The organism is Dysosmobacter sp. HCP28S3_G4, assembly GCF_052065175.1.
GTDB lineage: Bacteria > Bacillota > Clostridia > Oscillospirales > Oscillospiraceae > Oscillibacter.
In genome coordinates this window covers 1-17,408 of record NZ_JBQHUP010000050.1, presented here as the reverse complement: position 1 = coordinate 17,408, position 17,408 = coordinate 1, and the positions used below count along the sequence as shown (strand labels likewise).

General features: G+C 62.9%; 14 protein-coding genes. 1 reads left to right on the top strand and 13 read right to left on the bottom strand.

The window, feature by feature from the left end; translation table 11 throughout:
• Positions 1–238 precede the first annotated feature (238 nt).
• Complete coding sequence (locus tag ACTNBU_RS10665) at positions 239–1,750, top strand: IMP dehydrogenase (RefSeq protein WP_441033829.1); 1,512 nt, start codon at positions 239–241, stop codon at positions 1,748–1,750.
• A 205-nt stretch (positions 1,751–1,955) separates the two neighbouring features.
• On the opposite strand, the gene ACTNBU_RS10660 is transcribed toward ACTNBU_RS10665, so the two are convergent.
• The 13 genes from ACTNBU_RS10660 to ACTNBU_RS10600 all read right to left on the bottom strand — a co-directional run bounded on the left by ACTNBU_RS10660 (position 1,956) and on the right by ACTNBU_RS10600 (position 16,970).
• Complete coding sequence (locus ACTNBU_RS10660; protein ID WP_441033827.1) at positions 1,956–3,419, bottom strand: TrkH family potassium uptake protein; 1,464 nt, start codon at positions 3,417–3,419, stop codon at positions 1,956–1,958.
• Positions 3,416–4,795, bottom strand: coding sequence for a Trk system potassium transporter TrkA (gene trkA / locus ACTNBU_RS10655; RefSeq protein ID WP_441033825.1), 1,380 nt, complete (start codon positions 4,793–4,795; stop codon positions 3,416–3,418). Before trkA ends, ACTNBU_RS10660 begins: the two co-directional genes overlap by 4 nt.
• Positions 4,796–5,121: 326 nt before the next feature.
• Entirely contained in the window at positions 5,122–6,483 is a 1,362-nt protein-coding gene (locus ACTNBU_RS10650; RefSeq protein ID WP_441033824.1) for an esterase/lipase family protein, read from the bottom strand.
• Positions 6,484–6,537: 54 nt separating this feature from the next.
• Complete coding sequence (locus ACTNBU_RS10645) at positions 6,538–7,359, bottom strand: 4Fe-4S binding protein (protein ID WP_441033822.1); 822 nt, start codon at positions 7,357–7,359, stop codon at positions 6,538–6,540.
• Positions 7,360–7,384: 25 nt separating this feature from the next.
• Entirely contained in the window at positions 7,385–7,597 is a 213-nt protein-coding gene (locus ACTNBU_RS10640; RefSeq protein ID WP_441033820.1) for a hypothetical protein, read from the bottom strand.
• Between the two features lie 78 nt (positions 7,598–7,675).
• On the bottom strand, positions 7,676–10,009 hold the full coding sequence (locus ACTNBU_RS10635) for an AAA family ATPase (protein ID WP_441033819.1): 2,334 nt from the start codon (positions 10,007–10,009) through the stop codon (positions 7,676–7,678).
• A gap of 70 nt (positions 10,010–10,079) precedes the next feature.
• Positions 10,080–10,796, bottom strand: coding sequence for a CvpA family protein (locus tag ACTNBU_RS10630; RefSeq protein ID WP_441033818.1), 717 nt, complete (start codon positions 10,794–10,796; stop codon positions 10,080–10,082).
• Positions 10,797–10,908: 112 nt separating this feature from the next.
• Positions 10,909–12,114 carry a DUF5711 family protein gene (locus ACTNBU_RS10625; protein WP_441033816.1) on the bottom strand — a complete coding sequence of 402 codons (1,206 nt, stop codon included), beginning with the start codon at positions 12,112–12,114 and terminating at the stop codon, positions 10,909–10,911.
• Entirely contained in the window at positions 12,107–12,862 is a 756-nt protein-coding gene (truA, locus tag ACTNBU_RS10620; RefSeq protein WP_441033814.1) for a tRNA pseudouridine(38-40) synthase TruA, read from the bottom strand. The genes ACTNBU_RS10625 and truA overlap by 8 nt, the downstream gene beginning before the upstream one ends.
• Positions 12,863–12,912: 50 nt before the next feature.
• Positions 12,913–13,716, bottom strand: coding sequence for an energy-coupling factor transporter transmembrane component T family protein (locus ACTNBU_RS10615; RefSeq protein ID WP_441033812.1), 804 nt, complete (start codon positions 13,714–13,716; stop codon positions 12,913–12,915).
• Positions 13,710–14,576, bottom strand: a complete 867-nt coding sequence (locus ACTNBU_RS10610; RefSeq protein ID WP_441033810.1) for an energy-coupling factor transporter ATPase — start codon at positions 14,574–14,576, stop codon at positions 13,710–13,712. Before ACTNBU_RS10610 ends, ACTNBU_RS10615 begins: the two co-directional genes overlap by 7 nt.
• Positions 14,577–14,589: 13 nt before the next feature.
• Positions 14,590–15,444: an energy-coupling factor transporter ATPase gene (locus tag ACTNBU_RS10605; RefSeq protein WP_441033808.1), complete on the bottom strand. Its 855-nt coding sequence runs from the start codon at positions 15,442–15,444 to the stop codon at positions 14,590–14,592.
• Between the two features lie 662 nt (positions 15,445–16,106).
• Entirely contained in the window at positions 16,107–16,970 is an 864-nt protein-coding gene (locus ACTNBU_RS10600) for a class I SAM-dependent methyltransferase (protein WP_441033806.1), read from the bottom strand.
• Positions 16,971–17,408: the final 438 nt, after the last annotated feature.

The window sequence follows — 17,408 nt, the reverse complement described above, 5'->3', positions numbered from 1 at the left end:
CACATAAATCTGTGCGAGACCCCAAGGGTTAAGTTATATAACTGCCCCCGGGCGGCCGCGGCCCGCAATCCCGGCCCCCCGCGGAATGGAATACGGCACAACGCCCCGTTTTCCGGAGCGTCCGGCCCGGGCACCCGGAAGATTTTTGGACAGTGCTGAGAAAAAAGCCTTGCTTTTTCAGAAATCCGTGGTATCCTAATGCAAAACCAGTGCAAATTGAAAGAATTGAGGTGGCCCTATGGCATATTTTTTCAACGAACCCTCCCGCACCTTCAGCGAGTACCTGCTGGTGCCCGGCTATTCCGATGAGAACTGCATTCCCGCCAACGTGTCCCTGAAGACCCCGGTGGTGAAGTACCGGAAGGGCGAGGAGTGCCCCCTGACCATGAACATCCCCATGGTCTCCGCCGTCATGCAGGCGGTTTCCGGTGAGAAGATGGGCATTGCCCTGGCCCGTGAGGGCGGCATCGCCTTCATCTATGTGTCCCAGCCCATCGAGCAGCAGGCGGAGATGGTGCGGAAGGTCAAGGCCTACAAAGCTGGCTTCGTGTACAGCGACTCCAATCTCCGCTCCACCGACACCCTGGCGGACGTGCTGGCTCTGAAGGAGCGCACCGGCCACTCCACCATGGCCGTCACCGACGATGGCACCGGCACCGGCAAGCTGCTGGGCCTGGTCACCAGCCGGGACTACCGCGTCAGCCGTATGGACCCCTCCGTTCCCGTGTCCGAGTTCATGACGCCCATGGAGAAGCTCATCACCGCCCCTGAGGGAACCAGCCTGAAGACTGCCAACGACATCATCTGGGACCGGAAGCTCAACGCTCTGCCCATCGTCACGGCGGACGGCCATCTGGTGGCCTTCGTGTTCCGGAAGGACTATGACACCCACAAGGGCAACCCCCTGGAGCTGCTGGACAGCCAGAAGCGCTACGTGGTGGGCGCGGGCATCAACACCCGTGACTATAAGGAGCGGGTCCCCGCTCTGGTGGAGGCCGGCGCCGACGTGCTGGTGATGGACTCCTCCGAGGGCTATTCCGTCTGGCAGAAGCGCTGCCTGGAGTGGGTCCGGGAGACCTACGGCGACACCGTGAAGGTGGGCGCCGGCAACGTGGTGGACGGCGAGGGCTTCCGCTTCCTGGCGGACGCCGGGGCCGACTTCGTGAAGATCGGCATCGGCGGCGGCTCCATCTGCATCACCCGCGAGACCAAGGGCATCGGCCGCGGCCAGGCCACGGCGGTCATCGACGTGGCCCGGGAGCGGGACAAGTACTTCGAGGAGACCGGCGTGTACGTGCCCATCTGCGCTGATGGCGGCATCGTCCAGGACTATCACATCACCCTGGCCCTGGCTATGGGCGCGGACTTCTGTATGCTGGGCCGGTACTTCTCCCGGTTCGACGAATCCCCCTCCGCCAAGGTGCTCATCGGCGGCAGCTATATGAAGGAGTACTGGGGCGAGGGCAGCGCCCGCGCCCGGAACTGGCAGCGCTACGATCTGGGCGGCGCCGCCAAGCTCTCCTTCGAGGAGGGCGTGGACTCCTACGTCCCCTACGCCGGTTCCCTGGCCGACGGCATGGCCACCACCCTGGCCAAGGTCCGTTCCACCATGTGCAACTGCGGCGCCCTGTCCATCCCTGAGCTGCGGGACAAGGCCAAGCTGACCCTGGTGTCCTCCGTCTCCATCGTGGAGGGCGGCGCCCACGACGTGCTGCTGAAGGATACCACCAACTCCGGCAAGCGGAGCTGAGCATCCGCGCTTTGCGCAGAAATCTGAATGAATGGCCGGGCGGCTTCGCCCGGCCATTTTCACGCTGCGCCGAGTCTCTCCCGCAGAGCAGAGCGGGCGCGTACCGGCCGCTTCCCGGATGGGTTTCTCTCCGAAAACACTCTTTGAAAAGAACGAACGGACTGCCAACCGGCAGTCCGTTCTTTGTTGTATACGGGGATGGCTTTTACACCCGCTTCTTCCAGACCTGGTTGGAGAACAGCAGCAGCATGGGGAAGATCTCCAGCCGGCCAAACAGCATGTCCAGCGACAGCACCAGCTTGGAGAACACGGAAAACTGGCTGAAATTCCCCGTGGGACCCACCATGTCCAGGCCGGGGCCGATGTTGTTGATGCAGGAGATGACGGAGGTCACTGTGGTCTCCATGCTGAAATTATCCAAAGAGATCAGCAGCATGGACAGCATGCAGATGGCGCAGTAGGCCACCAGGAAGGCAGAGGTGCCCCGGATGGTATCCTCCTCCAGAGTCTTGCCGTCCATCCGGGCGATATGGACGCTGCGGGGGCGGAGCATGGTCAGCATTTCCCGCTTCATGTGCTTGCCCAGGATCAGCATGCGGGAAATCTTGATGCCGCCGCCGGTGGAGCCGGCGGACGCGCCGAAGAACATCAGCAGCACCAGGATCAGACGGGACAGCTGGGGCCACAGGTTGAAGTCCGCCGTAGCGAAGCCGGTGGTGGTCATAATGGAGGCCACCTGGAAGAAGCTGTCTAGGAAGGCCCTGCTGGTGGTGTGGGCCTGGGCATGGTACATGGGCAGGATGTTGATGCCGATGACGATGGTGGCGCCCAGCATCAGGCCCAGATAGGCCCGCAGCTCCTCATTCTTCCAGATGCTTCGGAAATTTTTCAGCAGGATCAGGTAGTAAATATTGAAGTTCACGCCGAACAGCGCCATAAAGATGGCGATGACCGCCTGGAAATAGGGTTCCGGATAGGCGGCGATGCTGGCGTTCTTGATGGCGAAGCCGCCGGTGCCGGCAGTGGCCAGCGCGTTGACCACGGAGTCGAACAGCGGCATGCCGCCTACCACCAGCAGCAGCGTCTCCAGCACCGTGAGGACCACATAGATCTTGTACAGGGCTCTGGAGGTCTGACGGATGGTGGGAGTCATCTTGCCCACGGAGGGGCCGGGGCTCTCCGCCCGCATGAGGAACAGGGTATCGCCGTTGCCGCGGGCCAGGGGCACGATGGCCAGCAGGAACACCAGCACGCCCATGCCGCCCAGCCAGTGGGTGAAGCTGCGCCAGTAGAGGATGCCGTAGGGCAGACCCTCGATCTCCGTCAGGATGCTGGCGCCGGTGGTGGTGAAGCCGGACACCGTCTCGAACCAGGCGTCCACAAAGCTGGGGATGGCGCCGCTGAACCAGAAGGGCAGCGCGCCGAAGAAGGACATGGCGATCCAGCTGAGGGCCACCGTGACGAAGCCCTCTCTGGCGTAGATATTCTCCCGGATCTGGATACGGGACAGGAGCACGCCCACAAGAAGGGTCAGTCCAGCGGTGAGCAGAAAGGTCTTTGCTCCGGCGTATTCCCCATAGATCACACTGACCAGCATGGCCGGCAGCATAAACAGGGCCTCAATGCTCAGTACCTGGCCCAGGTAGCGGAAAACAGCACGATAATTCATCTGGCAAAGCCCTCACTGTCCGCGAAGATATCCGTCAGGTTGGATACCGCCCGGTACGCCTCCGCCACGATGACCACGGAGTCTCCGGCCAGAAGGCAGTCGCCGCCCTGGGGGATGATGACCTTCTGGCCCCGGACGATGGACGCCACCAGCGTCTTGGGCTTCAGATGGAGCTGGGACAGGGGGACGCCCAGGAAGGGCGCCTCCGCCGGGACGGTGAAGCCCAGGGCCTCCGCCTTGCCGCCCACGATACGGTACAGCGTCTCCACGCTGCCGTCACGGGAGGCGCCCACCGCCCGGACGTACCGGACGATCTGGTTGGAGGTCAGCAGCTTGGGGCTGACGATGGTGTCGATGCCGGTTCCGGCGAAGACGTCGCTGTACTCCAGACGGTTGATCTTGGTGATAGTCTTGGGCACGCCCAGATGGTTGGCGAACATGGACACCAGGAAGTTCTCCTCGTCGATGCCCGTCAGAGTTACAACGGCGTCAGCGTCCTTGATGCCCTCGTCCAGCAGCAGGCTCTGCTCTGTGCCGTTGCCGCAGATGACGGCGGCGCCGGGCAGCATCTCGCACAGCCGCTCGCACCGGGCGTGAGACTCCTCGATGATGGCCACGGATACCCGGGCCTCCAGCAGCAGCTTAGTGAGATACGCCGCAATGGTGCTGCCGCCTATGATGAGCACCCGGTTGATCTTCCGGGTCTTGATGCCGCACTGGTTGATGAGCTGGGGCATCTCCCGGGAGGCGGCGCTGATGGTGATCTTGTCCCCGGCCTGCAGTTCAAAGGCGCCGGAGGGGATCACGATCTCCCCGTGGCGATCCACGGCGCAGATGATGGCCCGGTGGCGCAGGATGTCGCCGATCTGATCCAGCCGCCGGCCGGACAGCCGGCTGTCCTTGGGGATCAGGACCTCCGCCATCTCCGTTCTGCCGCCGGAGAAGAACTCCCGCTTCAGGAACGTGGGGAACTGGAGCAGGTGGAAGATCTCATAGGCCGCCGTCTTCTCCGGATTGATGGAGAAGCTCAGGCCCAGGTCGTTTTTCAGCAGATCCATCTGCTGGTCGTACTCCGGATTCCGGACACGGGCAATGACGTTGGAGCAGCCCAGCCGGTGGGCCGCCAGGCAGCACAGCAGGTTCACTTCGTCGCTGTCCGTCACGGCCACCATCAGGTCCGCCGTCTCCACGCCGGCCTCCCGCTGGACCTCCACTGAGGCGCCGTTGCCCACCACCATGGCCACGTCCAGCTTATCCTGGCACACATGGAGCAGCGCCGCGTTCCGGTCCACCGCCACCACGTTGTGTCCCTCCTGGCAAAGCTGCTGGAGCAGGACATAGCCCACTTTTCCGATTCCGATGACTACGATATTCATAGTTCCCTCCACACGCCCTTCCGGCGTTTCATTCCGAAGTCTTCATCAGGGGAATCGCCGGCCGTCTCTCCCGCCGGTCCGGCGTATCTTCATCAATGCCCCCGCCGCCAGGGCGGTGCAAGCGTTTTGCCATTCTCTTTACGGAATCTTAACGCTTTTGCGGCATTCCCATTATGGTTTCTTTATGCGGCTTATTGTATCACGCCCCGCCGCAGATTGCAATTCCCCAATGAAAATCCAGTCGCAAAACGGCGCAAAAAATCCCGGCGGGACGAAGCCCGCCGGGAATGTGAAAACCAGATGACAAACGACCGCAGCCTGGTCTTTCAGAACCCGCGGTCCTTCAGGCCGGCCACCAGATTAACATAAAACTCCCGCACATCGAAGCCCCGGATGTTCTCCCGATTCAGGTCCACCACGTCTCCATGGGAGATGCCCCGCTTTCCCTCCGGCTCCAGCAGCGTGAAACGGCTGCCCCACTCAGCGGACTCCACAGACACCAGGCCGTCGTTGCGGCCGTCGAAGTGCTTGACAATGGGATACGTCATGTTCAGGGGGAACTTGCCGTTCCGGGCCTTTCTGCACCAGGACATGACGCTCTCATACACCACACCGGGAGCATCCGGCGTGACGGCGTTCCGCTCCGCGCAGGCCGAGGCCGTCAGGTCCGTCACCGCCGCCAGGAAATCCGGATTCGAGTCCCCCAGATTCTTCAGCGCGGCGTTGTACGTGGCGGCAATCTTCTGCCGGGCGCCCTCCGGCACCTTCCCCAGCAGATATTCCGCGAAGATGCAGCCCCGGTGAGGGGTGTTGATGGTGGTCAGGGTGGCCACATACGGCGCCATCCCACAGTGGGCGATGGCGGCACGGCTGTCCAGGCCGCCCTTGGAGTGGGCGATGATGTTCACCTTTTCGCAGCCGGTCTCGTCGATGATCTGCCGGATGCGCTCCGCCAGCTCCCGGCCGCTGTCCTCCACCGCCGCCGCGGACTGCTGCTGTCCGTAATAGACCGCGGCGCCGTTGCGGGTCAGCTCCCTGGGGATGCGGCCCCAGTAGTTGACATAACGGAAATCCCGGAAGAAGACGCCGTGGACCAGCAGAAGGGGATATTTCGTCTTGCAGATCTCGCTCTCCGCCCGGACGGCGTCCAGCTCCCACTTCTCCGTCTCGAATTCCACCTCGTCCGAGGTGATGCGGATGATCTTCCGCAGATACCAGAGGTTCAGAAAGGGGATCCAGCCGCAGAGGGCCGCCAGCACCCGGTGCTTCAGCCCCAACTGGACGGAGGTGATGTAAACCCGGATCATGCCGCTCCAGAAGACGACGGCCTCCACGAGGATGATCCCCACGGCGTTGAATCCCCAGAACAGCGCCCAAAGTCCGGCGAAATACCCGACGCTCTTCAGATCCCGGATGACGGAGGGCAGCAGCGCCAGCATCCACACCACGTTCATCGTGGCGGAGATGAGGAACAGACGCAGCAGCTCACAGCCGTTGGCCAGACGTCGGATGCGCTTCGTGGGGGCGGCGGGGGCCATGGGCCGGACGGCGATGAACACCAGGCCCGCCAGAAGGGCCAAAAACAGGCCGGTTCCCACCGGGCCGAATCCAAAATAGGTCAGCAAAAACAGGACATTGGCGGCAGCCAGCAGGATCAGGACATTGAGGACGCGACGGACAGCTTTCATTCGTTCTCCCCCGTTTCCGGTTCCGCCGCTTCCTTGCAGGCGGTGCGGATGATCTCACAGGAACAGCCGGTTCTCCTTGGGCTCCTGGAAGTTCTGCTCCAGCATGGCCACGTGGGACAGGAAGGCCGGATCGTCGAAATACTTGGCGTGCCGGGTGCATCTGCGGACGCAGGCGTGGCACTTGATGCAGGTGCCGGGGACATTGCTGACGTCCGCCGGGTCGATGGCCCCCATGGGGCATACCCGGGCGCAGACGCCGCAGTTGCAGCACTTGGACAGATCCGTCTTCGGCTTGGCCTTCAGGAATTTGGCGGGCTGGCCGTCGGTGCCCTTGGGGACGTAATAGGGGGCGGCGGCGTCTCCGGGGACCTGCACTGAGGCGGGCAGCTCCGTCAGGCCCTGCACCTTCTTCGCGGCGCGGACCGCCAGCTCCCGGGCCTGGGCCAGATCGCCATAATCGGGACGGCCATCCGCCAGGGCGTCGGTGAAAGCGTGGCGGCAGGCGAAGGCCCCGGCGGCCACGGTATGGAATCCGTTCTGCTCCAGCGTGGCGCACAGCTCCGCCAGGGAATTGTCAAAGCTGCGGTTTCCGAAGGTCACCACCGGCACCGCCAGAGCGCCGTTTCCCCGGATCTGCTCCTGGATGTAGGGCAGCATTTTGTTGGGCAGCTTTCCGGCGTAGGTGGGGGTGCCGATGACCGCAAGATCACCGGCACCGAAGGACAGTCCGGTCTCCCGGGCCTTCAGCGGCGTAAAGTCAGTGGTGTTCATGGGGCAGCTCAGCTTGTCCGCCAGGGCCTTGGCGGTCTCCTCCACCACCTTCCGGGTATTGCCGGTGGCGCTCCAGTACACGGCCCAAACCTGCTTGATCTCCATGGCTCTCTCCCTTTCTGTGTGTATTTTAAATGGAAAAGTCTTTCTCGCTGAGATTTTTCGTATCCAGTGACGCCGGACGGGGCGGCGTGCGCTTCAAGGGATCGTAGCGGAAGCGGCTGCAGTGGGATTCCACCGGCACCACGCCCCGCTTCACGCAGACCACTTCCCGCTCGTTGATCTGGGAGCCCTTGGCGCAGTAGGCGCACCGTGGCTCGATGTCCTTGCGGAACAGTTTCATATTCATTTCCCCCTCACATTGCAGGCCCTGCGGGCCTCTCCGGGGCGCGGCGTTCTCTCCCCTGCCGCGCCTCCTCTCTTACAGTGCGTCGATGGCCACGGCGCCGTCCCGGACGGTGGCCCGCACCTGGGTCACCGGATGCTCGTAGCTGTCGATGATCTTCGTGGCCACAGGGTCCTCGATGTTCTTCTGGATGGTGCGGCGCAGGTTCCGGGCGCCGTAGGTGATGGAGTAGGACTTCTCCGTCAGCCAGTCCACCAGGGCGTCGTCATACGCGAAGGTGATGCCCTTGTCCTTCAGGGAACCCACCAGTTCATCCAGCATGATGCGGGCGATGTGGCGGAAGTTCTCCTCCGTCAGGCGGTTGAAGCAGATGACCTCGTCCACCCGGTTGATGAACTCCGGCCGGAGAAAGCCCTCCAGGGCCTTCATGGCCTTCTCCTTGTCCTGCTCGCTGACGGTGCGGCCGAAACCCACGGTGCCGCCCTCCTTGGTGCCGCTGCCGGCGTTGGAGGTCATGACGATGATGGTGTTCTCGAAGTTCACCTTGCGGCCGTGGGCGTCGGTGATCTCGCCGTCGTCCAGGATCTGCAGCAGCACGTTCAGCACGTCGGGATGAGCCTTTTCGATCTCGTCGAAGAGGATGACGGCGTAGGGCTTCCGGCGGATCTTCTCCGTCAGCTGGCCCGCCTCGTCATAGCCCACGTAGCCCGGCGGGGAGCCCACGATGCGGGACACGGAGTGCTTCTCCATGAACTCCGACATGTCCAGACGGATCAGGGAGTCCGGGGTGTTGAACAGGTCCGTGGCCAGCTGCTTCACCAGCTCCGTCTTGCCCACGCCGGTGGAGCCCACGAAGATGAAGCTGACGGGCTTGTGCTTGGGGGAGATGCCCACCCGGTTCCGCCGGACGGCGGCGGACACGGCGGCGATGGCCTGATCCTGACCCACGATGTGGGTCTTCAGACGGTCCTCCAGCTGGCTCAGCCGCTGGAACTCCTGCTCCCGGATGCGGGAGGCGGGGATCTTGGTCCACAGCTCAATGACGTGGGCCAGATTCTCCATGCTGAGCTGGGGGTCGCCCTTCTCCAGAAGGACGTTCAGCTCCGTGCGCAGCTGCATCTCCCGGCTCTTCAGCTCAGCCAGACGGGCGTAGTCGCCCTCGATCTTCTCCTCCTTCTCCTCCAGCATGATCCGCTCTTTCTCGTAGTCGTCCATCTCCCGCTGGATCTCCATGCGCCGGGAGATGTCCGCGTCCTTCAGATTCAGGTCGGAGCAGGCCTCGTCGATGAGGTCGATGGCCTTGTCCGGCAGGAACCGGTCGGTGATGTACCGCTCGCTGAGCAGCACCGCCTGACGGAGGATACCGTCGGAGATCTTCACGCCGTGGTACTGCTCGTACTTGGGCGCCAGTCCCTTCAGAATATGGATGGAGTCCTCGATGGAGGGCTCGTTGACGGTGACGGGCTGGAAGCGCCGCTCCAGAGCGGTGTCCTTCTCGATGGACTTACGGTACTCGGTGAAGGTGGTGGCACCGATGACCTGAATCTCGCCCCGGCTGAGGGCAGGCTTCAGGATGTTGGCGGCGTTCATGGAGCCCTCGGCGTCGCCGGCGCCCACGATGCTGTGGACCTCGTCGATCATCAGGATGATGTTGCCCAGGCGCTTCACCTCGTCGATGAGGCCCTTCATGCGGCTCTCAAACTGGCCCCGGAACTGGGTGCCGGCCACCAGAGCCGTCAGGTCCAGCAGATAGACCTCCTTGTCCCGCAGCTTGTAGGGCACCTGACCGGCGGCGATGCGCTGGGCCAGGCCCTCGGCGATGGCGGTCTTGCCAACGCCCGGCTCGCCGATGAGGCAGGGATTGTTCTTCTGGCGGCGGTTCAGGATCTGGATGACCCGCTCGATCTCCTGCTCCCGGCCGATGACCGGGTCCAGCTTGCCCTCCTTGGCCCGGCCGGTGAGGTTCTGGCAGTAGTTCTCCAGATACTTCCGCTTGCCGCCGCCCTTGTCGCCCTTGCGCTCCTTGTCCCGGTCGGCCCGGGCGCTGCCGCCCTGGGGTTCCTCGCCGTGACCGGCGTTCCGGGCGGAATCGCCGCTGTTGAACAGACGGTTCAGGAAGGGGAAGGTGGCGGTGGAGCCGTCTTCCTCCTCGCCGGAGTCCTCGTCCCCGCCGGGCAGGTCCTCCACGTTTTCCACACCGTTGAAGGCCTGGAGCATCTCGCTGCTGAGAGTATCCAGATCCTCGTCGGAGATGCCCATGCGCTTCATCATCTCGTCCACCTGGGGCAGGCCCAGTTCCTTGGCACACTTCAGGCACAGGCCCTCGTTGACGGTCTTGCCGCCGTCCAGCCGGGAGATGAACACCACGGCCACGTTTTTCTTACATTTCGAACAAAGTGTTGGCTGCATATGATTGTAAACCTCCATGCGCTGTTATACAGCGCGGGTAAAATATACGATAGCGGCTGCGGACGGCGCGTCACCGCAGAAACGACAGGGCGCTCAGCGGCGTGTGGGTGGTGAAGAAGGACAGCAGATACGTCTCCTCCACGGCCGCAGTGTCAAAGGATACGCCCAGACGCCGCATGACCCACACCGCCAGGAACATGGCCAGAACGCCCTCCACCAGGCCCACGGCAGCGCCGCCCAGGGCGTTGGCCGCGTGGAGGCCCGGCAGCTTCAGCGCCAGGTCCAGCACCCGTGCCGCCAGTTTCAGCGCCACCAAGATCACCACAAAGGACAGCAGGAACAGCACCGCGTGGAGGATGGACTCTGCCACGCTCTGGATCACCGCCGTCAGGATGTCCGCGCCGGTGTCCCGCATCTGCTCTTTGGCCTTCTCCGAGATATGCTCCGCAGCGTCTGCGTCGATGCCCAGCAGGTCCAGCAGATCGTCCAGGCTCATGCTGCCCGCGTCCTGCTTCTCCCGGTTCAGACTGGGCTCCTGCGCCCGGACGCTGCCCTCGCCGGACAGCGCCTTGTCGATACGGGATTCCACGTGCTTCTCAATGACGGGCTGCAGCGCCATGGACGCCATGGGCGTCAGGGTGTTTGCCACGATGCCGGCGCCGACGAGGGCCGCCACCACGATCACCAGACCCGCCGCCGTGCGGAACAGGCCCCGGTGGGCGCCCCAGGCCGCAAAGCCCAGTAGCACCGCCGCCACAACGATGTCTATTATAACAGGTGTGTTCAAATCTGCCTACCTCCCATGCTGTAAACCTTTTGTGAACTTCATTCCAATTTTTGACCGCTCCGGTGCGCAGATGCCGGAAAAACCGGCCAGTCTCCGTACCGGAACGCCTGTCTCACGGCAGGAACAGACGGGCGTTCTCCGAGGAGATCAGCAGGGCGGAGCCGTCCTCCCGCACCAGGGCCTCCTTGGCCATATTGGTGCCGGTGAGGGTAGCGTACTCCTGAAGCTCCGGATTGTAGATCACCAGCTTGTCGGTGTAGAGCACCGCCAGATACCGTCCGGCGGCGGAGATGCTCAGGACCTGCTCCCGGACGTCCAGGGAGGCGATCTCCTGCCCGTCATCCCCCACGGTGACCAGACGGCCCACGCTGCCGGACTGATACCGGTTCAGCAGCAGGGCGGTGTAACCGTCTCCCCCCAGGTCGTACTCCCGGAGGTACTGGCCGGAGAAGCCATATGTCTCCGCCGCCTCGCCCGCCGTAGTGCCGAAGGTCAGGCCCGTGTCGGTGACGGCGGCCAGCCGGCCGCCCTTCTCCCCGATGGCCAGGACCAGGCCGTTCCGGATGTTGTAATTCGCCCGGGGCTCCTCCTCGTCCAGATCGTAGAGAATCACGTCGCTGATAAAGACGCTGCTGCTCTGTCCCAGCGTCACTGCCGCCAGGGACTTGCAGTCATCGGTGACATAGGCGCCCACCAGGAACCGCTTGGAGGATTTGAATTCGAATACCTCGTCCCCCTCGCCGTCTGCCTCGCTGTCATAGACGCGAACGCTGCCTTTGTAGCTCTTTTTCTCCGCCGTCACCGCCATCCAGCCTTTTTCGTTCACGGTGACGTCGATGAAGGGCTCGCTGCTGTCCGCCGTCAGATGGAACAGCTCACCGGACAGATCCGCCGCGTACAGCTCCGTGCCGCCCACGTCGTAGGCCACCGCACGGCCGCCGCCCACTGTCAGGGCGGGATTCTCCATCTTCACCGTGGCGGAGTACACCTGTTTTCCCTCACTGTCCAGGACCTGGAACTGGGTACCGGACAGCACCGCCAGACCGTCCCCCAGGACGGCGAAGCGGTTGTTGTTGGCGGCGTCGTATGTAAAGCTGACAGTGCCGCTCTCCGATTGAGCGCTACCGTAGGCAAAGCGGCGCAGCAGGGCGTCGAAGCCCGTGCCGTCCCGCCAGGCAGCCACCAGCACCACGGCCAGCACCGCCAGAACGATCAGCAGGAACAGCCCCAGCCGCCGGAGCGGATGCTTCTTCTCCCGCTGCCGCAGGGCCGACTCACCGTCGTCATCATTCCAGATGTTTCTCGTTCGATCACCCATTGAGCCGCTCATCCTTATACCAAAGTCTTGTGAGATACAGTCCTCCCGGCGGGACGGTGGGGCCCGCCAGGGTCCGGTCTCCGCTCTCCAGGATCGCCGGAATGTCCTCCGGCAGGAACTTCCCCTCCGCCGCGTACAGCACCGTGCCGGTGATGGCCCGTACCATATTATACAGGAAGCCGTTGGCGCAGACCTTCAGCTCCAGCAGGTCGCCGGAGCGGGTCACGTCGCACCAGTAGATGGTCCGCACGGTGGTCTTTGTCTCCGTGCCCACGCTGCGCACCGCCCGGAAATCGTGGGTGCCCACGAACTGGTGGGCCGCCCGGTTGAGAAATTTCTCGTCCAGCCGCTTGGGATAGAAATATGCCCGATTGACATAAAACGGATTCTTGAACCGGGAGTTGTAGATGCGGTAGGTGTATTCCTTCTTGACGCAGGAGGTGGTGGCGTTGAAGTCCTCCGCCACCTCGAAGGCCCGCTCCACGGCGATGTCCTCCGGTGTGTGGGTGTTGATGGCGAAGGGCAGCCGCTCCAGCGGGATGCGGGACTCCGTGCGGAAGTTGGCGATATAGTTCTCCGCGTGGACGCCGGCGTCGGTGCGGCCGCAGCCGGTGAGATGCACCGTCTCGCCGGTGATCTTTCCGATGGCCTTCTGTAACGTCTCGCAGACGGTGACAGCGTTTTTCTGCACCTGCCAGCCGTGATAGGCGGTGCCGTTGTACATCAGCTTCAGTGCGATATTTCTCATACCCGCCTCCCACGGTCCCACAAATTTCCGATTTCCTGGTCTTTAATTTCTCACAGCCCGAACCGGCCCAGCACGATGATGCCCGCGGCGATGACAACGCCGCAGGTCAGGGCCAGCCAGTCCCGGCGCTCATATTGCAGAACATGGAGCTTGGTGCGGCCCTCGCCGCCGTGATAGCAACGGCACTCCATGGCCGTAGCCAGCTCGTCCGCCCGGCGGAAGGCGCTGATGAACAGCGGCACCAGAATGGGGATCAGCGCCTTGGCCCGCTGGAACAGGTTGCCGCTCTCGAAGTCCGCGCCCCGGGCCTTCTGGGCGGACATGATCTTGTCCGTCTCCTCGATGAGGGTGGGGATGAACCGCAGGGCGATGGACATCATCATGGCCAGCTCATGGACCGGCACATGGAACCGTTTCAGCCCGTTCAGCAGCCGCTCCAGACCGTCGGTCAGGCTGATGGGGCTGGTGGTGTAGGTCAGCAGGAAGGTGCCCATGATCAGCAGCATGATCCGCAGCACCATCCGCAGGGCGGTGGTGACGCCGGCGTCGGTGATCCGCAGGAAGCCCAGCTGGAACACCTCGTCGCCCGGCGTGAAGAACAGGTTCAGCACCGCCGTGAAGAGGATGATGACCACCACCGGCTTCAGTCCCCGCACCAGGGCCTTCAGCCCCACTTTGGAGATGTGGACGCAGATGAACAGCGTCAGCGCTACCAGTCCGTAGGTCAGCACGGACTTGGCGCAGAACAGCGCCACGATATAGAGGACCACCAGCAAAATCTTCGTCCTGGGGTCCAGACGGTGAGCCGGGGTATTTCCCGGGAAATACTGGCCCAGGGTGATATCCTTTAGCATACCGCACCGCCTTTCCGCAGTGCCAGAAGCTCCTTCTCCAGGTCCGCCACGGTGTACACCGCCGGGTCGATGGGCAGCCCCCGGTCCCGGAGGGCCATGGCCACCCGGGTCACCTGGGGCACGTCCAGCCCCGCCTCCAGCAGCTCTTTTCCACGGGCGAAGACCTCCTTGGGCGTGCCCTGCATCAGGATATGGGAGGACTTCAGCACCAGAATGCGGTCCACGTTCTGGGCGATCTCGTCCATGCTGTGGCTCACCAGGATCACCGTGCCGCCATGGTTCCGGTGGAAGTCCCGGATGTTGGCCATCAGGTTCTCCCGTCCGGCGGGATCCAGGCCCGCCGTGGGCTCATCCAGGATCAGCACCTCCGGCTCCATGGCCAGCACGCCCGCCAGGGCCACCCGGCGCTTCTGTCCGCCGGACAGCTCAAAGGGGGACTTGTCCAGCGCGGCGTCCTTCAATCCCACCAGACGGGCGGCGCTACGGACGCAGCGGTCCAGCTCGTCGCCGGTCTTGCCCATGTTGGCGGGACCAAAGGCGATGTCCTTGTACACCGTCTCCTCAAAGAGCTGGTACTCCGGGTACTGGAACACCAGTCCCACCCGGAACCGCACGCTCCGGATCTTTTTCGGCTCCGCCCAGATGTCCTTTCCGTCCAGCAGCACCCGGCCGGAGGTGGGCTTCAGCAGCCCGTTCAAATGCTGGATCAGAGTGGATTTGCCGGAGCCGGTGTGACCGATGATGCCCAGAAACTCCCCGTCCCGGACGGAGAAAGACAGGTCCTCCACCGCGTTCCGCTGGAAGGGCGTCCCCGCCCCGTAGGTATGGGTCAAATGCTCGATCTGCAGTATCTCTTTCAATGGTGTTCCCTCTTTATCTCGTCGGTATGGCCGCCGCCACGGCGTCCGCACACTCCTCCACCGTCAGGGCGGTGAGAGGGACATTCAGTCCCTCCTGCCGCAGGTCGTACAGCAGCGCCACCGTGTCCGGCACGGTAAGGCCCATGGACCGCAGCTCTCCCACATGGGTGAAGACCTCCCGGGGCGCGCCGTCCATGACCACTTTGCCGTCGTCCATCACCAGCACCCGGTCGGCGTCCTCCGCCTCGTTCATGTGGTGGGTGATGAGCACCACGGTGATACCCTTCTCCCGGTTCAGCCGGTGGACGGTGGACAGCACTTCTCCCCGTCCGATGGGGTCCAGCATGGCGGTGGCCTCGTCCAGGACGATGCAGTCCGGCTCCATGGCGATGACGCCGGCGATAGCGATGCGCTGCTTCTGTCCGCCGGACAGCAGGTGCGGCGCGTGGGTGACGAACTCGCTCATGCCCACGGCCTTCAGGGCGTCGTCCACCCGCTTCCGGATCTCCTCCGACGGGACGCCCAGGTTCTCCGGCGCGAAGGCCACGTCCTCCTCCACCACGTTTGCCACGATCTGGTTATCCGGGTTCTGGAACACCATGCCCACCCGCTGGCGGATGGCCAGCAGCAGTTCCTCGTCCAGGGTGTCCATGCCCTCCACGTACACGTGGCCGCCGCCGGGCAGCAGCACGGCGTTGAAGGTCTTGGCCAGGGTGGATTTACCGGAGCCGTTGTGGCCCAGCACCACCACAAAGGAGCCTTTTTCAATGGAGACGTCCACGCCCCGCAGGGCCACGGTCTCCCGTCCGCCCTCCTCCGCCGCCGGATAGGTGAAGGAGAGGTCTTTTGTTTCGATCATCGTAGACATGACTTCAGTCGCTTTCAAAATGATAATAGAATGTACCATCGGGAGTGCGGGGGTTCCGGCGAAGGCCAATGGCTTGCGGCTCCGCCGCGAGGCAAAACCCCCTTTCTCTTTTCGGTTGCGCCGAAAAGAGAAAGCGCTTTTTGATGGTGTCAAGAGAAAAGACGCTGGCGGCGGCATTTCAAACTTCGTTTGAAATGCCTTTTCCCGCCTGTTACGGGGGTTATTTGGGTGCTGATTCAAGGGCTTGCGTCCATTCAACCACATATGGCAGTTTCGAAAGTTGGGGGTGGTCCCGGATGCCCCTGCTTCTGTTTTGCTGCCGCAGTCTGGTGGTTGCGGAAGGCCGGAAATGTGTGGGCGTAAAGTCTCTGCAACCGCCAGGGTGCGGTAGCGAACAGAGAACGGCGGTGCATCCGGGCGGGACCCGGACATTCGTTCTGGTCAAGGGCAGACACAGGAGGCAAAGCCTTCGACTGCCGTCAGTCCAAACCCCGTAAACAGGGCGGGAAAAGGCGTTTCAAGCGGAGCTTGAAATGCCGCCGCCCAAAGCGTCTTTTTCTTCCACCGGGCGCGACGCATTCTTTTTCTCAAGAAGAAAAAGAATGGGGGGCGCAAAAGCCGCCGGGCTTCCCGGCACCATCCCGTGCCTCACGGGAAAACTCTCACTCGCTGCACCACCGTCCGGTGGCGCCGCAGGGCAGGGCCAGTCCCGTCTCGGTGACAGGCAGTCCCAGCTCGTCCCAGGTGCACTTTCCGCCGTATTTGCTGGCCACCAGGATGTTCAGCAGATAGCCCAGCACCGACGGAGCCAGACCCGTGGTATAGGAGTTGATGAGTACGAACAGCGGCTTGTCCGACAGCACGCCGGCGCAGAGCTTCACGAAGGGATACAGGTTCTCCTCCAGCTTCCACACCTCGCCGCCGGGTCCCCGTCCGTAGCTGGGCGGGTCCATGATGATGGCGTCGTAGGTCTTGCCCCGCCGGATCTCCCGCTCCACAAACTTGGCGCAGTCGTCCACGATCCAGCGGATGGGGGCGTCCTCCAGACCGGACAGCCGGGCGTTCTCCCGGGCCCAGGCCACCATGCCCTTGGCCGCATCCACGTGGCACACGCTGGCGCCCGCCTTGGCACAGGCCACCGTGGCGCCGCCGGTGTAGGCGAACAGGTTCAGCACCCGGATGGGCCGTCCGGCACTGCGGATCTTCTCCATGACGAAGTCCCAGTTCACCGCCTGCTCCGGGAACAATCCCGTGTGCTTGAAGTTCATGGGCTTCACCTGGAACGTCAGTTCCCCGTAGTGCATCTGCCAGCTCTCCGGCAGCGTCTTTTTCTCCCAGTGGCCGCCGCCGGTCTGGGAGCGGAGATATCTGGCATTGGCCCGCCGCCAGGCCGGATTCTTTCTGGGCGTCTCCCAGATGGCCTGGGGGTCCGGACGCACCAGGAACTGCCTGTCCCAGCGCTCCAGCTTCTCTCCCCCGCCGCAGTCCAGCAGCTCATAGTCCTGCCATTGATCCGCCAACCACATAAGCTGTTCCTCCGTTTGTTCACACGGAAAACGGCGCGCTCCGTCTCCGTGAAAGATTCGTATATACGAAAACTGATTAAAACGGTTCAAACCGTTTTATAGCGCGAAGCGCGTTCAGTTTTTATGAGACGTCGAATTGTGCCGCTGCACAATTCGAGCGTGCGCAGCACGCGGGATTCTTGATGAAACTCTTTCATCAAGAATCAGTATAAACCGTTATATTATACCGCGGACAGGGCAGGTTCGTCAATCGTATTTGTCAACCCAAAACCGCGAATTTCGTCGACAAGTCCCCGGAGACGTGAAAAGACTGCCCGTTGGGGCAGTCTTCAGGCTGTCGAGAAACCCGGTTGCGCAATTAGGCGGCAACCGGGTTTTCAGCACATATTCGGGAAAATAGAATCGAAAATAGGAAATGGGCAGAGTCATTCCATTTCC